Origin of the sequence: Bradyrhizobium tropiciagri (assembly GCF_001189845.1) — a bacterium.
Taxonomy (GTDB): Bacteria; Pseudomonadota; Alphaproteobacteria; order Rhizobiales; family Xanthobacteraceae; genus Bradyrhizobium; species Bradyrhizobium tropiciagri.
Genome location: NZ_LFLZ01000003.1, coordinates 26,822 through 46,459 on the forward strand (window position 1 = coordinate 26,822; position 19,638 = coordinate 46,459).

General features: G+C 65.3%; 16 protein-coding genes and 1 pseudogene. 11 read left to right on the top strand and 6 right to left on the bottom strand.

What is annotated here, in order from left to right; all coding sequences use genetic code 11:
* Window positions 1-148 precede the first annotated feature (148 nt).
* From AKN84_RS03390 to AKN84_RS03400, 3 genes are all read right to left on the bottom strand, one after another.
* A complete protein-coding gene (locus AKN84_RS03390; RefSeq protein ID WP_050419367.1) occupies window positions 149-1,594 on the bottom strand; it encodes a D-alanyl-D-alanine carboxypeptidase family protein in 1,446 nt (481 codons plus the stop codon).
* A 202-nt stretch (window positions 1,595-1,796) separates the two neighbouring features.
* A complete protein-coding gene (locus tag AKN84_RS03395; RefSeq protein WP_050419368.1) occupies window positions 1,797-3,575 on the bottom strand; it encodes a glucan ABC transporter ATP-binding protein/ permease in 1,779 nt (592 codons plus the stop codon).
* Between the two features lie 252 nt (window positions 3,576-3,827).
* A complete protein-coding gene (locus tag AKN84_RS03400) occupies window positions 3,828-4,883 on the bottom strand; it encodes an ABC transporter substrate-binding protein (RefSeq protein ID WP_050419586.1) in 1,056 nt (351 codons plus the stop codon).
* 280 nt (window positions 4,884-5,163) lie between these two features.
* On the opposite strand from AKN84_RS03400, the gene AKN84_RS03405 reads away from it, so the two are divergent.
* From AKN84_RS03405 to AKN84_RS03425, 5 genes are all read left to right on the top strand, one after another.
* The gene (locus AKN84_RS03405; protein WP_050419369.1) at window positions 5,164-5,598 is read left to right on the top strand and encodes a hypothetical protein; all 435 of its coding nucleotides are present in this window, start codon (window positions 5,164-5,166) and stop codon (window positions 5,596-5,598) included.
* Window positions 5,599-5,720: 122 nt separating this feature from the next.
* The gene (gene hisE, locus AKN84_RS03410) at window positions 5,721-6,134 is read left to right on the top strand and encodes a phosphoribosyl-ATP diphosphatase (RefSeq protein ID WP_050419370.1); all 414 of its coding nucleotides are present in this window, start codon (window positions 5,721-5,723) and stop codon (window positions 6,132-6,134) included.
* A gap of 245 nt (window positions 6,135-6,379) precedes the next feature.
* Window positions 6,380-6,961, top strand: a complete 582-nt coding sequence (locus tag AKN84_RS03415) for a YqaA family protein (protein WP_050419371.1) — start codon at window positions 6,380-6,382, stop codon at window positions 6,959-6,961.
* Between the two features lie 82 nt (window positions 6,962-7,043).
* The gene (locus tag AKN84_RS03420) at window positions 7,044-7,583 is read left to right on the top strand and encodes a hypothetical protein (RefSeq protein ID WP_430649883.1); all 540 of its coding nucleotides are present in this window, start codon (window positions 7,044-7,046) and stop codon (window positions 7,581-7,583) included.
* Window positions 7,584-7,972: 389 nt separating this feature from the next.
* Window positions 7,973-8,944, top strand: a complete 972-nt coding sequence (locus AKN84_RS03425; RefSeq protein ID WP_050419372.1) for an NAD(P)H-dependent flavin oxidoreductase — start codon at window positions 7,973-7,975, stop codon at window positions 8,942-8,944.
* On the opposite strand, the gene AKN84_RS47705 is transcribed toward AKN84_RS03425, so the two are convergent.
* Complete coding sequence (locus tag AKN84_RS47705) at window positions 8,941-9,123, bottom strand: hypothetical protein (protein WP_162240842.1); 183 nt, start codon at window positions 9,121-9,123, stop codon at window positions 8,941-8,943. The two genes, AKN84_RS03425 and AKN84_RS47705, sit on opposite strands and share 4 nt — an antisense overlap.
* Between AKN84_RS47705 and AKN84_RS03430 the strand changes: the two genes are divergently transcribed.
* Together AKN84_RS03430 and AKN84_RS03435 are read left to right on the top strand one after the other, a co-directional pair.
* Entirely contained in the window at window positions 9,040-9,813 is a 774-nt protein-coding gene (locus tag AKN84_RS03430) for a thioesterase family protein (RefSeq protein WP_050419373.1), read from the top strand. The two genes, AKN84_RS47705 and AKN84_RS03430, sit on opposite strands and share 84 nt — an antisense overlap.
* Before the next feature lie 496 nt (window positions 9,814-10,309).
* Window positions 10,310-12,466 (top strand): hybrid sensor histidine kinase/response regulator, encoded by a 2,157-nt coding sequence (locus tag AKN84_RS03435; RefSeq protein WP_050419374.1) that lies wholly within the window; start codon window positions 10,310-10,312, stop codon window positions 12,464-12,466.
* Between the two features lie 179 nt (window positions 12,467-12,645).
* On the opposite strand, the gene AKN84_RS03440 is transcribed toward AKN84_RS03435, so the two are convergent.
* Entirely contained in the window at window positions 12,646-14,208 is a 1,563-nt protein-coding gene (locus AKN84_RS03440; RefSeq protein ID WP_050419375.1) for an AMP-binding protein, read from the bottom strand.
* Window positions 14,209-14,273: 65 nt separating this feature from the next.
* Here AKN84_RS03440 and AKN84_RS03445 point away from each other — a divergent pair.
* From AKN84_RS03445 to AKN84_RS03455, 3 genes and pseudogenes are all read left to right on the top strand, one after another.
* Window positions 14,274-15,271, top strand: a pseudogene (locus AKN84_RS03445) (NAD(P)H-dependent flavin oxidoreductase).
* Between the two features lie 114 nt (window positions 15,272-15,385).
* Window positions 15,386-15,628 (top strand): hypothetical protein, encoded by a 243-nt coding sequence (locus tag AKN84_RS03450; protein WP_050419376.1) that lies wholly within the window; start codon window positions 15,386-15,388, stop codon window positions 15,626-15,628.
* Window positions 15,629-15,737: 109 nt separating this feature from the next.
* Window positions 15,738-16,469: a hypothetical protein gene (locus AKN84_RS03455; protein ID WP_050419377.1), complete on the top strand. Its 732-nt coding sequence runs from the start codon at window positions 15,738-15,740 to the stop codon at window positions 16,467-16,469.
* A 40-nt stretch (window positions 16,470-16,509) separates the two neighbouring features.
* On the opposite strand, the gene AKN84_RS03460 is transcribed toward AKN84_RS03455, so the two are convergent.
* Window positions 16,510-17,934: a toll/interleukin-1 receptor domain-containing protein gene (locus AKN84_RS03460; protein WP_050419378.1), complete on the bottom strand. Its 1,425-nt coding sequence runs from the start codon at window positions 17,932-17,934 to the stop codon at window positions 16,510-16,512.
* Between the two features lie 397 nt (window positions 17,935-18,331).
* On the opposite strand from AKN84_RS03460, the gene AKN84_RS03465 reads away from it, so the two are divergent.
* Window positions 18,332-19,471 carry a patatin-like phospholipase family protein gene (locus tag AKN84_RS03465; protein ID WP_050419379.1) on the top strand — a complete coding sequence of 380 codons (1,140 nt, stop codon included), beginning with the start codon at window positions 18,332-18,334 and terminating at the stop codon, window positions 19,469-19,471.
* The last annotated feature ends 167 nt before the right edge of the window (window positions 19,472-19,638 follow it).

Here is a 19,638-nt window from a genome sequence, read left to right on the forward strand (position 1 = left end):
GACGTCCCGGATTGTTTCCGGGTTTCTCGACCCTTGGTCGTATTATTCTTGGTCGCGGTATTTCGGGCAGTATTGAGCGATGCCGCGGCCAATGGCAAGCCGCTGCGCGCTATCGACGCATTGGGAGATCGGAGGGGGTGACGCTCTGTTAACCGGCCGGCTTGGCGTCGGCCTTGGGCTTGGCGTCGGCTTTCGGCTTCGCAGCCGGTTTTGCCGCCGTCGCCGGCTTGCCGGCGGGCTTTGCGGCGGCCTGTTTGTCCGCGGCCGGCTTCGCAGCTGCGGCATCCGGCTTGGCGTTGGCGTGACGCACCGGCTTGGCCGCCGGCTTGCTGTCCGGCTTGGCAGCGCTCTTGGCGGTGCTCTTGGCGTCGCCCTTCGCGTCATCGGCCGTATCGGACTTCTTGCCCGCGACGCGGGTGTGCTTGCCCTTGGTGCGCTTGACCGGCTGCAGCTTCTCGGTGTCGGCCTCAACCGCGGCGATCAGCGCTGCGCCGGTCTTGGTCGGCCCCGTATAAACCACGACCGGTTCGGACGCCGCCGCCGGCTGCGCCAGCATGTCGGCCGGCTTGGTCGGCATCGCGGCCTGCAGGCCCGAGGCGAAGAAGCTCACGCCGCTGTCGCCGTTGGTGCTCGCGCCGGCGCTGGCGACGGTGTCTTCGCCGTCCTCGTCGCTGGCGGGCCGCTTGTGCTTGGCGCCGCACATCTCCTCGCGCAGGTTCGGCGGGGTGGAATCGATCGGCACCAGATTGTCGACGGTGCCGAGCGAGGGCCGCAGCCACGCCAGCCCGTTATTGGCAAAGCCGCGATCCAGCAGCTGCGCGGCGCGGATCGCGCGCATGCGGCCCGAGGAGGCGCCGAGCACCACCGCGATCAGCCGCTTGCCGTCGCGCGTCGCCGACGCCACGAGGTTGTAGCCGGACGCGCAGATGAAGCCGGTCTTGAAGCCGTCGGCGCCCGGATAGCGGCCGATCAGCTTGTTGAAATTCTGGGTGATGCGGCGGCCGAAGCGGATCGAGGGGATGTGAACGAAATACTCGTATTCCGGCAGGTCGCGGATGATGGCGCGGGCGAGGATCGCCATGTCGCGCGCCGAGGTGATCTGGCCGTCGGCGGGCAGGCCGTTCGGGTTGACATAGCTCGTTTGCGTCATGCCGAGCTTTTGCGCGGTCTGGTTCATTTCGCCGGCAAAGCCGTCGATCGAGCCGCCGATGCCCTCGGCCAGCACCACGGCCATGTCGTTGGCCGACTTCACCAGCATCATCTTCAGCGCGTTGTCGACGGTGACCTGGGTGCCGGGCCGGAAGCCCATCTTCGAGGGCGACTGCGATGATGCCGTCGGCGACACCGTGAGCAGCGTGTCGAGCGAGACGCGGCCGTCCTTGACCGCCTTCAGCGTGACATAGGCCGTCATCAGCTTGCTGAGCGAAGCCGGGTACCACGGCATCGTCGCATTGTCGGCCTGCAGCACCTTTCCGGTATCGGCCTCGACCACCAGCAGCGCCTCGGCCTGCGCCATCTGCGGCGTTGCGATGGCGAGCATCGCGACGGCCAGAATCCATTTCAACGACGGGCGCAGCGGGCGAGGAAAATGCACGAGTCCGGTTCCGGTCCTTTGAGACCCGCCTTGAAAAAAGGAGGTCTTGCGATGTGACGTACGGGTTTCAAGCGTGTCCGGCGCCGCGTCGCGGCAATGCAAACCCTATACCGGCTTGCCAGCAGAGAACAGAGGCTGGCCAATTATATCGTGGACGAAATCGGCTGAATTTCGGCAGCCGCCTCAATTGGAAAGGGGAGAATTATGGTGTCTCGATGCCGGCGCGCGCCCGTTCCTGGACCAGGAACTGGGCCCGCGCGAGCTCGGCAAAACGCCCGCCTTTCGCCACCAGTTCATCGAAAGTTCCGCTTTCGATCACCCGTCCCTGGTCGAACAGCAGGATGCGGGTGGCGTGGCGGATGGTCGAGAGGCGGTGCGCGATCACGAAGGTGGTGCGGCCCTTCATCACTTCGTCGAGAGCAGCGTTCACCTTGGCCTCGGTGACGGCGTCGAGCGCGCTGGTCGCCTCGTCGAGGATCAGGATCGGCGGGTCCTTGAGCAGCGCCCGCGCAATCGACAACCGCTGGCGCTCGCCGCCGGACAGCATGCGGCCGCGCTCGCCGGCATGGGTGTCGAACTTCTTCTCGCTGCGCTCGATGAAATCCAGCGCCTGCGCGCGCGCCGCGGCGGTGCGCAGTTCCTCGTCGGTCGCGTCGGGCTTGCCGACACGCAGATTGTCGGCGAGCGAACGGTTGAACAGCAGCGCCTCCTGAAACACCACGCCGATGTTCCGCCGCAGCGCCGTCAGCTTCAGCGCGCGGATGTCCATACCGTCGATCTTGATGATGCCGGATTGCGGATCGAACGCGCGGTGCAGCAGCGCGATCGCGGTGGACTTGCCGGCGCCGGTCGAGCCGACCAGCGCGATGGTCTGGCCGGGCAGCGCGGTGAAGCTGAGATCCTCGATCGCCGGCCGCTTGCCGTCATAAGAGAACGAGACGTCGTTGAATTCGACGAGGCCCGACAGCCGGCCGGGATCGACCGCGCCCGGACGGTCACGCACCGCCGGCACCGCATCGAGCACGTCGAAGAATTCCTGCAGCCGCGGCGCTTCCATGAACACGTTGTTGATGAAGCTCACCACCTGCTCGAGCTTCTGGATCAGCATGGTGGCGAACGAGACGAACATCACGATCTCGCCGACCGTGGTGAGCCCCTCATTGTGGAGCGCGATGCCGACGGTGAAGATCGCGAGCACCGTGATGGTGGTCGAGGCGCGGGTGATCACGGTGACCATCGCCCACCACGACAGCACCGGCATCTGCACCGCGAGCAGCTTGTCGGCGACGTAGCGCAGGCCCTGCACCTCGGAATCGATCCGCACGAAGCTCTGGACCAGCGCGACGTTGCCGAGCGCGTCGGAGGCGCGCGCCGAGAGGTCGCTGTAATAGGCTTCGACCTCGCTCTGCATGCCGTAGGTCTTGCGCACCACCATCGTGGTCAGCACGGTGAACACGACGCAGAGCACGAACAGCAGGATGGCAAGCCGCCAATTGATGTAGAGCGCGAGCGGCAGCAGCACGACCAGCGACATGATCGCGGCGAAATGCTCGCGGAAGAAGCCGAGCCAGAGCCGCCACAGCGCATCGGTGCCGTTCAGCATCACCTTCATCAGCCGCCCGGAATGGGTGCCGGAGTGGAAGGTCAGCGGCAGCTGCAGGATGTGCTCGAAATAATCGGTCAGCACCGCCTGGCGCTGGCGGTGCGCCAGCCGGTCGGCCTGCAATGCGACGACCGCGCTGCAGCCGATCGTGAACAGGCCGAACGCCGCCCAGGCCACCAGCAGCGGCCATGCCGAATTCGTCGCGAACAGCCCGGTGACCGGCCGGCCGGACAGCACGTCGACGATCTTGCCGAACAGCACCGGCTCGGCGAATTGCGCGCCGGCGAGCAGCATGTTGGCGGCGGCGAGAATCCAGCCGAGCCGCGCCTCCTTGCCGAGCAGTTCGAGGACGCGGGTATAGAGGCGGAGCATGGACATGCCGGCGGGACTCGTAAGCGGTGGGCGCCGGGCCATTGTAAGCCGGGATTACGACGGAGAACTACCCACTTTCCTTGTTCGGTCCACACACTTCGACGCCCAGTCCTGAGGCGCTGGTGAACAAATGCAGCCAGTCATTGCGAGGAGCGAAGCGACGAAGCAATCCATCCATCCCCGCACGGGGACAGATGGATTGCTTCGCTTCGCTCGCAATGACGGCGGAGGGGCCGGTCTCTTGGCGGAGGACGCGCCTCAATTCACCAGCCGGCCGTCGATCGGCGGCAGGAATTGATCGTCGAAGATGTCGGCGGCGTTCGGCCGCTTCTGGAATTTGAAGTCTTCCGCGAGCTGGTCGATCGATCGCTCGAAACGCTCCGGCTCGATGCCGCCGAGACCGTTGCGCTTCACCTCGGCGGTCAGGATGTTGTCGCGGATGATGGCGCCGAGCCGCTCGAGCTCCAGATCGCGCGAACCACCGTCCATCCGGCTCACCACCTCGCTTGCGGCGCGGGCCGGGTCCTTGACGGCGAGATTGGTGCCGCCGACCGCCGCGCGCACGAAGCCCTTCACCGCGTCCGGCTTCGCTGCGGCAAGGTGCGGGCTGACGATCACGGCAAAGCCGTAGGCTTCGCAGCCATAGTCGGCGAAGCGCAGCACCGCAAGATCGTCGGCGGGCACGCCGCGATCGCGCAGATTGATCGCCGAGAGATAGGAGAAGCCGGTCACCGCATCGACCTGGCCTGCGGACAGCATCGGCTCGCGCACCGCGGCGCTGATCGTGTTCTGCTTCACGCTCGATAGCTTGATGCCGTTCTGCTTGGCGACCGCGGGCCACAGCCGGATCGAGAGGTCGCCCTCGGCAACGCCAAGGCTCTTGCCCTCCATGTCCGCCAGCGCCTTGATGCCGCGGCTCTTGCGGGCAATGATCGCGTATGGCGCCTGGTTGAACAGCACGAACACCGCCTTGACGGGGGCCGCGTCCGGCTTGTCGCGAAAGCGGATCAGCGAGTTGATGTCGACGAGCGCGAAATCGCTCGAGCCGTCGGCGACGCGCGCGATTGCGTCCGCCGAACTGGTGGCAACGTTGGTGCCGACCGCGAGGCCCTCGGCGCTGAACAGGCCGCCGACCGACGCCATCACGAATGGTGCAGCGGCCGCGTCAAGCGGACGGTCGAGCGTGAACTGGATGGTGAGCGGCTGCGGCTGATCGCCGGCGTGCAGCGGCGTCAGCGCCGGCCACACGCCGCCCGAGAGGCCGATCGTGCCGGCCAGTATCCAGCGGAGAACGGTGGTCCGACTTACATGCATCGTGACATCCGGGAGGCGAGACAAAGTGCCGCGCCGGCTGCGCGCCTTGGTCATGACATCGAATGCGCCAAGGCAACGGTCATTTCAAGCTGCAATTTCAGGCGTTATTCGCATTCATTCTGCCCCGGGCAAGGTGAACGGCCGATGACTGCCTCGATTTCACCTTGGGTTGTTCAGCTTGCATTCGGTTTCGGGAACCTAATCTGGAGGGAGTGGTTAGCTTACCAAGGCCCGACGGGCCGGCTTCCACAAAGGCCGGCTTCCACAAAGGATGACTGCAATGTTTGCGCGAAAAGGTGTTTTTTCGTCTGTTGGCCGCGCAGCCACATTGGCAACGGTTGCCGCGGTGGCGTTGACGGCCGTTGAGCCGACGATGGCGTTCGCAGGCTCCGCTCCGGCGGGCAAGGCTGCGGCCATGACTACATCGCACGGCACGAGCGGCGCGACCGACATCAGCGCGCGCCGTCGTTACTATGGCGGCGGTGGCGCGGCTGCCGCGGCTGCGTTCGCCGGGATCGTCGGCACCGGTCTTGCGATCGCCGCGGCGCAGAGCCGCCGCGACTATTACGACTCCTACGGCTACTATGACGGCCCCGGCTACTACGGTGGTCCGGCCTATTATGGTGGTGGCCCGGTCTATTACGGCGGCGGACCGTATTATGGTTATCACGGCTATTACGGGCGCCGTTCGCAACTGCCCTATACGCCGTACTGACACCGTCGTCGGTTCTCACAACTGTCACAAAGCATCGATCCACCGGCTGCGAGGCCGGTGGATTTTTCGTTGTCAGTCCGGCCGTTAACACGCTGGCGACGCGTTTCGATTAGGCTCGCAGGATGAGTGATTCGATCGAGCGGCTTTACCAGGCGGTGATCGCGGCCAGGGATCTTGATCCGGCTACGTCGCGCACGGCACGGCTGTTCCAGCGCGGGCCGGCCAAGATGGCCAAGAAGCTCGCCGAGGAAGCGGTCGAGGTCGTGATCGACGCCATCAGCGGCAAGCCGGATGCCGTCGTCCGCGAGAGCGCGGACCTGCTCTACAATCTTACGGTTCTGTGGGCGTCGGCCGGCGTGAAGCCGGAGGATGTCTGGCGCGAGATGGAGCGGCGCGAGCGGCTGCTCGGGATCGCCGAGAAGCTGCCGAAGTCACCGGTCAAGGTCCCCAAGAGCCTGCCCAAGACCGCACCGGTCCCGGTGGTGCGGCGTCGAATTGTCGCGCTGGAGAGCCGGCTGCGTAAACGGCAGCCGTAAACCCAACAAGAAAGGCTGGAACGCCCGATGCCCCGTCATCCTGAGGAGCGCGCTCTTGCGCGCGTCTCGAAGGATGCACGGCCCGGCTGGTGGCCGATTCATCCTTCGAGACGCCGCTTCGCGGCTCCTCAGGATGACGGTCAGAGAGGTTGGCTCGCTGTGGCGATCCGATATCGTTGAAAATCGACCCTATTCGGCCCAATCCCGGCATGGACAAATCGGCTCCATGATGGTTCATCGCGCCCATGTTGAAACGGATTTACGACTGGTGCGTCGAGGCGGCCGACAAGCCCTACGCACTCTGGATTCTCGCGGCCGTCGCCTTCGCGGAGAGCTCCTTCTTCCCGATCCCTCCCGACATCATGCTGCTGCCGATGTCGTTGGCGCGGCCGAAGCGGGCGTGGTGGTTCGCGACGGTCTGCACCATCGCCTCGGTTGCCGGCGGCGTGCTCGGCTATGCGATCGGCGCGCTGCTCTACGACTCGGTCGGGCAATGGCTGATCCATCTCTACGGCCTCTCCGACAAGGTCGACGCGTTCCGCGCCTCCTATGCCGAGTGGGGCGCCGTGATCATCCTGGTGAAGGGGCTGACGCCGATCCCCTACAAGCTGGTGACGATCACCTCGGGTTTTGCCGGTTACAACATCTGGCTGTTCATCCTGTGCTCGATCGTCGCACGCGGCGGCCGCTTCTTCTTCGTCGCGGTGCTGCTCAACCGCTATGGCGATGTCATCCGCGCCGAGCTCGAGAAGCGGCTCGGCCTGTGGGTCGCGATCGGCGCGATCGTGCTGGTGCTGGGCTTCGTTGCCGCATTCAAGCTGATCTGACCAAAGTTCAAGTCGTTCGCGTCTTTGCGCGAGGACGGCTTCGGACTACGCTCGCTGCGATGGCTGATGGAATCTGCAACCGGTGAATCCCGCGCGGCTCAATCCCGCCAAGGCGCGCATTGCTATGGCGGGCCTTGCGCTGTCGATGGCGCTGCCTGCGATCGAGGGCGGATGGGCTCAGACTGTGTCGCCCTCGCTCGGCGTGCAGTCGCCGACGCCGCAGCCCGCTGAGTCTCAGCAGCAGCAGATCGAGCTGCCGCCGGCACCGGTGGAGCGCGAGAAACCCGGACTGATCAACGAAATCGGAAAACTGTTCGAGAAGTCGAAGTCGGCGCTGCCACAGCTGAAGAGCCCCAGCGAGACCTTCGACGACTTGTCGAACCTGGCACGCCCCTCGAGCATGGTGACCGGGCGCGCCGCCTGCGTGGTGGCCGCGAACGGTGCGCCCGACTGCAAGATCGGCGCCGACCGGCTGTGCCAGAGCAAGGGGTTCAAGGAAGGCAAGGGCATCGATATCGACACGTCGGAAAAATGCTCGCCGCTGGTCTATTTGCCGGGCCACAAGCGCGGCCCGAACGACTGCAAGACGGAAAATTTCGTGACACGGGCGGTCTGCCAATAGCGGCGGCGAGGCTTGCGTCTAGAGAGTGATGCGATTGGGTCGAACTGGATTAACAGCGGAGGTTCACCTCTCCCTTGGGAGAGGTCGGCGCGTAGCGCCGGGTGAGGGATTACGGTCTCTCGTTAGCCCTGCGGCCCCTCACCCGATTTGCTTCGCAAATGACCTCTCCCCGATGGGGAGAGGTGAAGACGTGCGTGCCGAACCGATCCAAACTCATTTTGCGCTGGGATGCCAGATGCGCCCGGAAAATGCGCCCTTTAGATGAGGTTTTGTCATCTTTTTTGCAGCGCCAAAACGCAATACTTGACACTGGAAAGATTGCCTTGTTGGTATGACGGTCAGCATTCGAGCTAAAACCAACCGACCAAACCTTTGAGGATCCGCCGCCAATGTCCATGCCAGCTCTGTTCAAGGGCCGCCTGTCTCTTCCCGTGATCGGGGCACCGCTGTTCATCATCTCCGTGCCCGACCTCGTCATCGCCCAGTGCAAGGCCGGCGTGGTCGGCTCGTTTCCGGCGCTGAATGCGCGGCCGCCGGAGCTGCTCGACGAATGGCTGTACCGGATCAAGGAAGAGCTCGCCGCCTATGACAAGGCGCATCCGGAGCGGCCGTCGGCGCCGTTCGCGGTGAACCAGATCGTGCACAAGTCGAACAACCGGCTCGATCACGACATGGCGCTTTGCGAGAAGCACAAGGTGCCGATGATCATCTCCTCGCTCGGCGCACGCGAGGAGCTCAACCAAGCTGTCCATGGCTGGGGCGGCATCGTGTTCCACGACGTGATCAACCAGAAATTCGCACACAAGGCGATCGAGAAGGGCGCCGACGGCCTGATCCTGGTAGCGGCCGGTGCCGGCGGTCATGCCGGCACGCTGTCGCCGTTCCCGTTCGTGTCGGAGACGCGGCAGTGGTTCGACGGGCCGATCGCACTGTCGGGCACCATCGCCAACGGCCGCGCCATTCGCGCCGCACGCATCATCGGCGCCGACTTCGCCTATATCGGCTCCGCCTTCATCGCGACCAAGGAGGCGAATGCGGTCGAGGGCTATAAGAGCATGATCACCAATTCGTCCGCCGAGGACATCGTCTACTCCAATTTGTTCACCGGCGTGCACGGCAACTATTTGAAGCCGTCGATCGTCGCGGCCGGCATGGATCCGGAAAACCTGCCGACCTCGGATCCCTCGAAGATGAGCTTCGGCACCGATACGTCGGGCGAGCGCGCCAAGCCGAAGGCCTGGAAGGAGATCTGGGGCTCCGGCCAGGGCGTCGGCAGCATCTCCAAGGTGGTGCCCGCCGCCGAGCTGATCGGCCGCTTCAAGAAAGAGTACGACGAAGCGGTCGATCCGGCGCTTGGCTAAAGCGCGGTGATCAGGATGATCGACCGCACTTTAGCTTTCTGTTTGAGCATGATCTCTTCGGAAAACCGCTCCACACTTTTCCGGATCATGCTCTGATGGACCCGATCTTTCGCGTTGACGGTGACCGCGTCGTCACCAGTCCCGATGCCGCGGGTCCGTGGGATCCGCGGATGCAGCATGGCTCCGCGCCGGCCGCGCTAGTGGTGTGGGCTGCCGAAGCGATCCCGACGCCGGTGCCGATGCGGATCGCGCGGGTCTCGATCGACCTGATGCGTCCGGTGCCGGTGGCGACGCTGACGGTCTCGAGCGAGATCCTGCGCGATGGCCGCAAGATCCAGCTCTGCGGCGTCAGGCTGCTCGCCGACGGCGTCCTCGTCGTCTCGGCCACCGTGCTGAAGATCAAGCAGCAGGCGGCCGAACTGCCGCCGGACATCACAGCGCTTGCGGTCGAGCTGCCGGGGCCCGACGAAAGCATGGTCGAGCCGGGTAATCTTGCGAACAGCCCGTTCGTCAAATGCATCTCGATGCGCGCGGCGCGCGGCCGCTTCGGCGTGATGGGCCCAGGCGCGATCTGGTTCCGCGTCAACCAGCCGCTGATCGCGGGCGCAGCCGTCTCGCAGGCGATGCGCGCCGTGGTCGCCTCCGACTTCTCCAACGGCACCGCGCCGGCGCTCGATTTCAACCAGTGGACCTTCATCAACGCCGATCTCACCGTGAGCCTGGCGCGCGAGCCGGTCGGCGACTGGATTCTGCTCGACGGCGAGTCCTGGATCGGGCCTGACGGCGCCGGGCTTGCGATGTCGCGGCTCGCCGACGTGCAGGGCTATTTCGGCCGGGCGGTGCAGAGCCTCGTCATCGAGCGGCGCTGACCAGGGCTATCCCTCTCCGACCTTCCCTTGAAAAAGGGAAGTTGGCTTGCTCGCCAGAGCAATGCGGGCGGGGACCTGCATCCTCTGCAGCGCGAGGGGCACTTACATGATTTCGGAATATTAGAAATATATCCCTGATTTGCCTGACGTGTCAAGTTGCCGCGTCGAAGGCCGGCAGCCGCCGGCGCCTTTGCATGGGGTTGTTTTCGATATTTTTGCCGCGCGGCCTCAGCGAGCCAAGCCATGCCGGCAAGGCACGATGCGATAGCTGCGGCCGCGGGTCCCGCACGGGGCAGGGCAATCGCATAAGCGGCTGCCTTTGCGGTAAAAATAACTTCGCGCCGCGGGAACGGTGGCAGCACGAACGAGTTTCGTTCCGGTTAGGGGGCCCTATGACGCCTATCGATCCCGCCGCCGGCACTATGGTCATGGCCACCCGGCGCCATTGTGCCGTCTCGGCCGCTGCCGAAGCCCGGCCGTCGCAGGGACAGACGCGATGAAGCCCGGCCCGTCCTCGGAGCGCGCGGTCATCCTTGCCGCGAGCGAGCGGGATGCCGTCAAGACTGCCCACCTGATCAAGGAAGCCGGCTACTACGCCAACATCTGCGGCGACCTCGCCGAGCTGGAGCGCCAGGTCGCGAGCGGAGCGGGCCTTGCCATCATTGCCGACGAGGCGATCAGGACCGCCGATCTTGCCGGCCTGACGCGCTGGCTGAACGAGCAGCCGTCATGGTCGGATTTCCCGATCGTGCTGATGAGCGAGGGCGGCGGGGCCGAACGTAGTCCAGAAGCGGCGCGGCTCGGCCGCGCGCTCGGCAATGTCACCTTCATCGAGCGCCCGTTCCATCCGACGACGCTGGTGAGCCTGGTTGCGGCGGCCGTGCGCGGCCGCCGCCGCCAATACCAGACCCGCGCGATTCTCGAGGATCTCACCGAGAGCGAAAGCCTGCTGCAGACGGCGCTCAATGCCGGCCATCTCGGCGCGCTCGAACTGCACGTCCCCCGTTTCGAGCTGGAGGCCTCCGCGACCTGCAAGCGCTTCTTCGGGCGCCCTGCGAGCGAGCCGTTCACCTATCAGGAACTGCTCGAGGCGGTTCATCCCGACGATCGTGCCCGGCGGCAGGAGGTCGTCGAGCACACGCTCAAGACCGGCGTCGACTACAAGATCGAGTATCGCAACATCTGGCCCGACGGCAGCCAGCACTGGGTCGACGTGCGCGCCCGCGCGGTGCGCGGGCCGGACGGCAGCATCCGCTCGCTGGTCGGGGTCTGCTCCGACATCACCGCGCGCAAGACCGCGGAGATCGAGCGCGAGGCGCTGCTGGCACAGCTCGCCGCCGAGCGCTCCGCGCTTGCCGAACTCACCGCGACGCTGGAGCAGCGGGTCGAGCAGCGCACCGCCGATTTGATGAAGGAGGTCGCGGCGCGCGAGCGGGCGCAGGAGCAGCTGCGCCATGCGCAGAAGATGGAGGCGATCGGCCAGCTCACCGGCGGCGTGGCGCACGACTTCAACAATCTCCTGATGGCCGTGATGGGCAATCTCGATCTGCTGCGCAAGCGGATGCCGGAGGACCCGCGGCTGCAACGGCTGGTCGACGGCGCGTTGCAGGGCGCCGAGCGCGGCGCTTCGCTGACGCAGCGGCTGTTGGCATTCGCGCGGCAGCAGGATCTGCGCGCGGTGCCGGTCGATCTCGGCGCGCTGGTGCGCGACATGAGTGAATTGCTCGAGCGCTCGCTCGGACCGCGCATCGTGCTCCGGCTCGACATTCCCGACGGATTGCCGCCGGCCTTCGTCGATGCCAACCAGCTCGAGCTCGCGGTTCTCAATCTTGCGATCAATGCGCGCGATGCGATGCCGGATGGCGGCGTGATCGAGATCCGCCTCGCGGCCTGGCAGGCCAAGAACGAGCAGACCAGGAACGAGCAGACAAAGAGCGATCCGGCGCTGCATCCGGGCAACTACCTGAAGCTGTCGGTGGTCGATAGCGGCAGCGGCATGTCGCCGGAGGTGCTGAAGCGGGCGATCGAGCCGTTCTTCTCGTCGAAGCCGGTCGGCAAGGGCACCGGGCTCGGCCTCTCGATGGTGCACGGGCTCGCGGTGCAGCTCGGCGGCGCGCTGCAGCTGTCGAGCGCGGTCGGCAAGGGCACCACGGCGGTGCTGGTGCTGCCGGTGGCGACCGCCGCGCCGGAAGCCGCAAGTCCCGTGCCCCTCGCGCCGCCGGTCAAGCGCTCGGCGGTGATCCTGCTGGTCGACGACGATCCGCTGATCGCGATGTCGACCATGGAGATGCTGGAAGACCTCGGTCATCGCGTCATCGGCGCCAATTCCGGACCGCACGCGCTCGATATCCTGAGGAGCGACCAGGAGATCGACCTGATGATGACCGATCATGTGATGCCAGGCATGACCGGCATCGAGCTCGCCGCGGCCTCCCGCGAGGTCCGGCCGCAGCTCGTCGTCCTGCTCGCCACCGGCTATGCCGAACTGCCCGACGGCACTCACGTCGACCTGCCGCGGCTGGCCAAGCCCTATCACCAGGATCAGCTCCGCGAGCGGCTCGATCAGTTGCTGGGGCAGCGGGACGGACGGCAGATTGCTGCTACCGGTGCGGATAGTCTCGCTGCGCCATCCACTGTCTCCTCGTCGGTCTGAGGAGCTGTTCTCTCTAACCGTCACCCTGAGGTGCGAGCGGAGCGAGCCTCGAAGGGCGACGGCCCCGCTGCCGCCGCGATCGGTCGGGACGCGAGCTGAAGTATTGGGGCCGTGCATCCTTCGAGGCGCGCAAGAGCGCGCACCTCAGGATGACGGTGGCAGGTTTGCGCGCTACCGCCTCACCCCACCATGCGGTCGCGGCCGGTCCAGAAGCGCGCCTTCAGCACTTTCTTGTCGACCTTGCCGACGCCGGTCATCGGCAGCTCCTTGACGAACTGGATCTGCTTCGGCGCGTGCGCCGAGCCCTTCTTGGCCTTCACCAGGCCGATCAGCTCGTCGGCGTCAGGCGTTGCACCCTCGCGCGCCACCACGACGGCGGTGACGGCCTCGCCCCATTTGTCGTCGGGCACGCCGACCACGGCGACCATCGCGACATCGGCATGCTGCGACAAGACATCCTCGATTTCGCGCGGAAAAATGTTGAAGCCGCCGGAGACGATCATGTCCTTCTTGCGGTCGAGGATGAACATGTAGCCGCGCTCGTCCTTGCGCGCGATGTCGCCGGTGTGCAGCCAGCCGCTCTTCAGCGTCTCCGCGGTGATGTCGGGCCGCTTCCAGTATTCGGCCATCACATGCGTGGCGCGCACGCAGATCTCGCCGGCTTCGCCGGTTGCGACCTCCTGGTCGTCCTGATCGAGGATCTTCACCTGGCAGGCGGCGATCGGGAAGCCGCAGGACAGGAACAGCTCCGGCGTCTTCGGGTCGTGGTCCGCCTTGCGCAGCACCGAGACCGGATAGCATTCGGTCTGGCCGTAGAGCTGCGAGAACACCGGGCCGATCCGCTCGATGCCTTCGACCAGCCGGCTCGGCGACATCGCGGACGCGCCGTACAGCAACAGCTCGAGCGAGGAGAGGTCGGTCTTGGGCAGCGCCGGATGATCCAGCATCACGTAGATCATGGTCGGCACGAACAGCGTGAAGTTGATCTTCTCGCGCTCGATGGTCTTGAACACCGCCTCCGGATCGAACCCCTTCAGCATGTGCACGGTGCCGCCGCGCATCAGCGTCGGCAGCACTTTTGTACCCGCGACATGGCTGATGGGAGCCACCGTGAGGTAGCGCGGCGTCTCGGGAATCTCGAAGTCGGCGAGGATCGCGGTGGCGAAGCCGCCATATTCGCGGTGGTAGCGCAGCGCGCCCTTGGATTTGCCTGTGGTGCCGCCGGTGTAGTTCAAGGTCGAGATATCGTCCTCGCGCGCGAAGTTTTTCGCGGTCGCGCTGCCGGAATCCTCGACCACCTGCAGCAGGTCGGCGCCGTAGTCCGCCGGGCCGAGCGTGAAGATAGTCTTCAGGTCCGCTGCCTTCGCCGCAAGCTCGCCGCCGCGGTCGCGAAACGTGATGCCGTCGACGATCAGCATCTGCGCTTCGGAGTCCTCGATCTGGAACAACTGGTCGTCGAGCGAGCCGAGCGGATGCAGCCAGGTGATGGCGAGCCGCGACAATTGCGCGGCGACACCGGCGCACCAGCTGTCGGCACGATTGGCGGTGAGGAAGGCGACGCGGGTACCCGGCGCGAAGCCGAGCCGCATGAACACGCTCTGCATCCGTCCGATCAAATCGGTCGCACCCTGATAGCTGAGCGAGCCGCCCGGCCATGCGAAGGCGGTGCGCGACGGATAACGCGCCAGCGCCCGCAAGGTCTGCTCGCACGTTGCCGGAAATGCATAGAGCGGATTGCTCATGTGGTGGTCTCCTCCCGCTTTGTGTTTGGCCTCTTGCGTGCCAATGTTGGCGCAACGCTAACACAATGATGATGGGAAGAAACAACTTGTCCGCAGATCTTCTCGCGCGATTTCGCGATCGCCTTCGGCTGCCGCTGATCGCGGCGCCGATGTTTCTGGTGTCCGGCGTCGAGCTGGTGGTAGCTGCCTGCCGCAACGGCGTGATCGGCTCGTTTCCGACGGTGAATTGCCGTGAGACGGAACAGCTCGATGCATGGCTCGGCGACATCGCGCGCCGCCTGAATGCGCACGCCGATGCAAGCGGCAGGGTGGCGGCGCCGATCTGCCCCAACCTGATCGTGCACCGCTCCAACACACGGCTACAGCAGGACCTTGCCGTGCTGCTGCGGCACAAGCCCGAGCTCGTGATCACCTCGGTCGGCTCGCCGGCGCCGGTGCTGAGCCCCCTGCACGATGCCGGCGCGCTTGTGTTTGCCGATGTCGCCTCGATCCGCCATGCCGAGCGCGCGGTCGCGGCCGGTGCCGACGGGCTCGTGCTGCTCACCGCGGGCGCGGCGGGCAGACCGGCTGGCTCAATCCGTTCGTGTTCGTCCGCGCGGTGCGCGCATTCTTCGATGGCCCGATCGTGCTGGCCGGCGGCATCAGCGATGGCCACGCGCTGCGCGCTGCGGAAGCGCTCGGCTGCGATCTCGCCTATATGGGCACCAAGTTCATCGCGACGCGCGAGAGCATGGCGGATGCGAGGTACAAGCAGATGCTGGTCGAGGCGACCGCCGACGACATCCTGCTCACGACGGCCTTCACAGGCCTGCAGACCAACATGTTGCGGCCCTCGATCGAAGCCGCCGGTCTCGATCCCGACGACCTGCCGGCGCGCGGCGCGATCGACATCGGCAAGGACATCGACATCGGTGCCCGCGAGAGCCGCCCCAAACGCTGGCGCGACATCTGGAGCGGCGGTCATTCCACCTCGGGGGTGACCGGGGTGCTTGGGGTCGACGAGCTCGTGGCGCAGGCCGTCGCGGAGTACGAGGCGGCGTGCGCGCGGGTACGGCTCGCCTGACCGGTCAAGTCCCGCCTGTCCGCTTAACGCGGCATTAACCATGCCAGTCCCAACTATGCGTCACGGGATGGTCCGCCGCCACGGCGGGCCGCCCGGCAGTTGTGGGAATGCGACATGGCTTTTGAGGTGCTCTCCAAGACCCCGGCCTCGCTCAATGAGCTCCGGACCCGGGTGTTCTACGCCCTGCAGCGGCATCCGCTGTGCCGTCAGGTCGAGTTCGACATCGTCAGCACGCCGCGCACCCGCCGGACCAACTGGACGGTCAGCCTGCACGCGGTCCAGCCCGGCGCCCTGTGGACCGCGCATGAGATCGTGGCCGACATCCAGGAAGCCTATGAGCTTGACGCCGCGGCCTGATTTTTCGGGCCGTTTCGGGACAATTTCACCTATTTGGCGCGGTCATGGCACGCTAACGCCGCATTTGCCGCGCAGTTTGCGGTGACACCGGCCGGCAATGGAGTAATTTTTGACCAGAGCCATCACCCTCGCCGCCCTGACATGCTTCCTGCTCGCCGGCGCCGCGATCACCGCCATTTTGGGCCGCGACAGCCTGCCGGCTGCGCAGGCCGACGTCGGCCCGGTCGCCAATCGCGCCAGCAAGCAGGACAAGCTCGCGGTCACCACGCTTGCCGCAGCCTCCTTTGAAGCGCCGCAGCCGGCGGAGCCGCCCGCCAATCCATCGCCGCTCCTGCTGCGGGCACAAGCCGCGATTCCGGGCGCGGCCGATACCGTGCGCCAGGCCTATGCGTCCGCCGAGCCCGCCGACATCGGGCTGCCGAAGCTCAATGACCCCGTCGATGCGGCCCAGCCGAAGATCGCCGAGCCTGTCCCAGCGCCGGCCGCGGTCGCGCCGCCGAAGCCCAAGGCTGCCGCCAAGCCGGCGCCGCAGAAGACCTACGCCCTGCTCAGCGACGCGCAGATTGCCGGCATCAAGGACCGCCTGAAGCTGTCGTCGTCGCAGGAATATTACTGGCCGGCAGTCGAGACCGCGTTGCGCGCGGTCGCGCGCAAGATCCACGCCAAGCGCCAGGGCGATCCCGCCTCGGGCACCATGCCGATCGATCCGGATTCCGAGGAAGTGCAGCAACTGAAGTCTGCGGCGATGCCGCTGCTGTTCCAGCTCCGTGAGGACCAGAAGAACGAGGTCCGTTCGCTGGCGCGCCTGATTGGCCTCGAGCGCGTCGCGTCGATGATCTGAGCGCAGGGGGCGGCCGAGCCGAACCTGCGTTCGGCGCGCGTCAGCGGGCCTCCAGCGGACGCAGCTTCTCCACCTTGCCCTGGGTTTCGACGAGCAGTTGCTTCATGAAGTCCTTGTTGCGCTTCAGCCAGGGCTCCAGCGTTTGCCGCACATCGCCCGGCGACTTCTTCTCGATGGCCTGCGCGAGCCGGCTCTGAAACGTTCCCCAATCCTTGAACATCTCCTTCAGGAGCGCATCGTCGGAGATGTTGATCGTCGACTTGATGTCGCCGACGGTCTCAAGCTCGCGCATGTTGCCCTGTCGCAGGATCGAATCGAGGTTTTCCAGGCATTCGTGGTAGCGCTGCAGCAGGTCGTCCCATCGCTTGGCGCTGAAGTCATCGTCGAGGTCCTCGACCGCGTTGTAGAGCGGCTCGAGGAACGACCATCGGAAGCGCCGCGCCAGTCGCAGCAGGATCGACAGGAACACGATGTCCTTCGGCATGTTCTGCGCGACCATCAGCCTTGGGTCCTCGCTGAACGGCGGCATCGGCACGAAGATGATGACGACCGAGAACGGCGTGTTGTCGAGATATTCGAGCCGGGCGATCACCGGTTGATACAGCTTCAGATCGCGGAAGATCGGGCTGAGGACCTGCTCGCGGCTTCGCCGGCTGGCAATATCCACGTCGGAGAACGAGTTCGCGACATAGCTCGTCAGCTCGTCGAGCCAGGCGCCGCTGTCGTAGCGGTTCTGGGCGCGGAGCAGGTCCTCCCAGTCGAGATCAGCCGCATCGGGACCTGACAGCAGCGTCGTGGTGGCGGGATCCGCTTCCAGCCTGGCATCCGTCAGGAATCCGCGCGCACGCTCCGCAGGCGGCAATGCCTTCAGCGCATCGGCCTTCTGCCGGAACGACAGCTCGTCGCTGAACACGACGCGAAGCCGAAGGCGGAACAGCTCTTCCGGGCGGGTGATCTGCATGAATTGCGCGTGCAGATCCTTCACCGCTTCGTTGAAGTCGCGGGCATGATTGGCGTTCAGTTTCGGCCGCAGCGGTACGGGACCGAAGGTCGGCCGGACGAACAGATCCTCGAGAAACCGCCGCACCTCGTCGTCGCCGATCCCGTAGAACTCGTTCTCCGCCAGCATCGGAAACGAGGGCGAACTATCGACCGAGAACCACAGCACCTTTGACGTGAGCTTCAGCGCGCGCTTGTAGCCGTCGAACTGGGAAATCTCGGACGCGCACCAGGTCCAATTATGTTCGGCGTTGGTGTGGATGAAGATCAGGCAGTCGGCCTTCGCCGTGTTGTCGATCATCCACTGGCGCCACTCGGCGCCGCCGGGAATTTCCTCGCACACAAAGCATCCCACCGAACGCTGTCCGTCCAGGCTGCTGAGATATTCGAGCCGAGCCTTCAAGAGGCGTGCGAGAAACCTGTCTTCGGCGCGATGGCTGATAAAGACCGAGAAATCGTTTGGCATGGCAAAATCCGATCTGCATGAATCTTATGCGACGGCTGGCCGTGACTGGTCGGCCGGATGCTGCGGCTGCATGTCTCGCCGCGGACCGATGATAACCCGTCTCTGAAAATTGCGATCGCCGGCCGCGAAAAAGAAAAACCGCCTGCCAGTGAAGTATCTCACTATACCCTAGGGTGTATCATGTGCAACATGCGCAGGGAGCCGGCGCGCGATGCTTGTCCTGCTCCGGAATGCACTGACTAAAATTTTTCGAAACATCAGCAGATGTGTCGACGTGAGCACATCGCTTCATTTCATGCCCCGGCGCCGTACGGGCGAAAGCGCGACCAAGTGAGCCTTCGGCCGTGATCGCTCGGCCGTATCGAGATCAGCAACAGTCATAGTCGGAGGGCCAGCCATGCCGAAGACGAAGCAGCAGCATCTCGATCGTGACGCTGGGCCGAAGCGGATATTGGCGCTCGACGGCGGCGGCATTCGCGGCATCCTGACGCTCGAATATGTCGGCGCCATCGAGGCGATGCTGCGCAAGCGGTCCGGCAAGGATGACCTGCTGCTCTGCGACTATTTCGATCTGATCGGAGGCACCTCCACCGGATCGATCATCGCGGCCGGGCTTGCCTGCGGGATGACGGTGGACGCCTTGAAGAAGCTCTACCGCGGAATCGGCACGGACATCTTTCAGGAATCGTTCTGGCGGCGGGGGCTGCTGGCGCCGAAATTCAATTCCGACGCCTTGCAGCACGCGCTCGACGCGCAGCTCGGCGCCGACACGGCGCTCGGCGGCGATCACGTCCGCACCGGCCTGATGATCATGACCAAGCGGCTCGATACCGGCAGTCCCTGGCCGCTGCACAATCATCCGGACGCGCCCTACGCCAGGCAGGACGGCGCGTTGCGGCTGACGCAAGTGGTTCGCGCCAGCACTGCGGCCCCAACCTATTTCAAGCCCGAGGAGATCAAGATCTCCGCGCGCGACGGTCACACGGTCAGCGGCGCCTTCGTCGACGGCGGTGTCAGCCCGTTCAACGATCCGGCGCTGCAGCTGCTGATGCTCGCTTCGCTTCATGGTCATGGTTTCCGGTGGCATAGCGGCAAGGACAAGCTCCTGCTGATCTCGGCAGGGACCGGCGTATTCAAGTCGACATACTCGACCGACCAGATCGTCCACATGCCGGCGGCGGAGCAGGGCGTGCGGGCGCTGCAATCGCTCATGGACGATTGCGGACGGCTCAATCACGGCATGCTGCAATGGCTGACAAATTGTCTGACGCCGTGGCCGATCGATCGCGCGGTGGAAGACATGGCGGCGGACAGCCAGGGCGGACCGCAACTTGCGACCTATGCGCGCTACAACGTGCTGCTGGAGACGGGCTGGCTGAAGACGACGGTCGCCATCGACCGGACGCCGGAGGCGCTGGCAAAGATCGCCGCGATGGACGACCCGTCCAACATGGACGAGCTCGCCGCGATCGGAGCGCTCGCCGCGAAGGTGCAGGTCAAGCCCGAACATTTCCCGCCGGCCTTCGATATCAATTGATGTCGCGCAGCGCGGCGTCCTGACACTCGGGTCCCGGCTTCGACAGGAGATTCGCCTTCAGCTAAGTTTGTCATCGAGACACAATGATCCAACCATCAGTCGGGTGTCACGATGACCACGGACCAACGCGCCGGATCACCTAACATAGTGGTTCTCTTCAGCGGTCA